Source organism: Myroides albus, assembly GCF_009711045.1.
Classification (GTDB): domain Bacteria; phylum Bacteroidota; class Bacteroidia; order Flavobacteriales; family Flavobacteriaceae; genus Flavobacterium; species Flavobacterium album_A.
Genome location: NZ_WMJX01000123.1, coordinates 1 through 1078 on the forward strand (window position 1 = coordinate 1; position 1078 = coordinate 1078).

Below are 1078 nucleotides of genomic sequence, written 5' to 3' on the forward strand. Positions count from 1 at the left end.
TATATGGAGGTAAGTTCAAGAAGATTTGATTAGAAGAGGGAAGTTTGGAAAGGCAATTGAAATGGATATCAAAGATATAAAACGAAAATTTGGAGGAAAGTATAATGAAGGTATGAAAGATATGATTGATTATGCTATTGACAATGATTATATTACAAGCAAAGAAGGTAAGAGATTAAAACGAAAATATTTATATCATTAAAAATTATGGAAATAAGTATAACAAGTAAATTAAAAATAAACAATATTAGTATAGGAGATAAAAAAAAAGTAATTAGTGAAACAAATAATGGCATTACGTATTATTATGAATTAAATTCTAGAAATGAAATAAAAACAATATCTGTCCGCTCATGTTATGAATTTATTCTTGATAATAAAAAGGTCAATTGGCTTAATTTTAAAGAATTATTAGATACACATACGCATATAGAAATTCCTGATGATACATTCTATTTTGAAGAATTAGATCTTATAGTCTGGTTAAATAAATCCAAAAAAATATTTAATGAATTACTGATTTTTAATCAAGATTTAAAGAAATCATATGAAGATTATTTCAATAGTTTTATTGTTAATAAAAAGGTAATAAAAAAAATAGAAAATGATTTGTATTTTGCTCCATTTGTAGGGATTAATTCTTTTTACTTTGGTGAGAATATTGAAGAATTAATTCTTTTAGATGAACAAGAAATTAATATATTACCAAGTCGATATTATGTAGATGAAAAATATATTAGTTTTCGTTTTGATAAAATGTTATTGTCACAAATAATGGTAAATAGATATGCTTTTGAAGGGAAAATATATTTCAAAGAATTGAATCTTAAAAATAAAAAGGATTTGGATAATCTCATAGATAGAGAATTTAAAATTGAACGTAAAACTCATTGGGTTTTTCCTAATATTGGTATGGTTTTAAGTAAAGATAAAAGAGAACTTTATTTTGTTGATAGAGTTTTATTAGAATTTTGGAAGATGATAAATAGACCAATTACAAGTTGGTAATAACAAAAGACCTGACTGTATTAGTTAGGTCTTTTTTTTTAACTTAAAACAAGTGTATAGTAGTTTAAAA

General features: G+C 23.0%; 2 protein-coding genes. Both read left to right on the forward strand.

Annotation, left to right across the window (positions count from 1 at the left end):
• Positions 1-25: 25 nt before the first annotated feature.
• Complete coding sequence (locus GJV76_RS15595) at positions 26-202, forward strand: hypothetical protein (protein WP_155093497.1); 177 nt, start codon at positions 26-28, stop codon at positions 200-202.
• 5 nt (positions 203-207) lie between these two features.
• The gene (locus GJV76_RS15600; protein ID WP_155093498.1) at positions 208-1008 is read left to right on the forward strand and encodes a hypothetical protein; all 801 of its coding nucleotides are present in this window, start codon (positions 208-210) and stop codon (positions 1006-1008) included.
• The last annotated feature ends 70 nt before the right edge of the window (positions 1009-1078 follow it).

Excerpts from the sequence above, each read along its gene's own strand:
- GJV76_RS15600 (WP_155093498.1), top strand. The coding sequence starts at position 208 with ATGGAAATAAGTATAACAAGTAAATTAAAAATAAACAATATTAGTATA.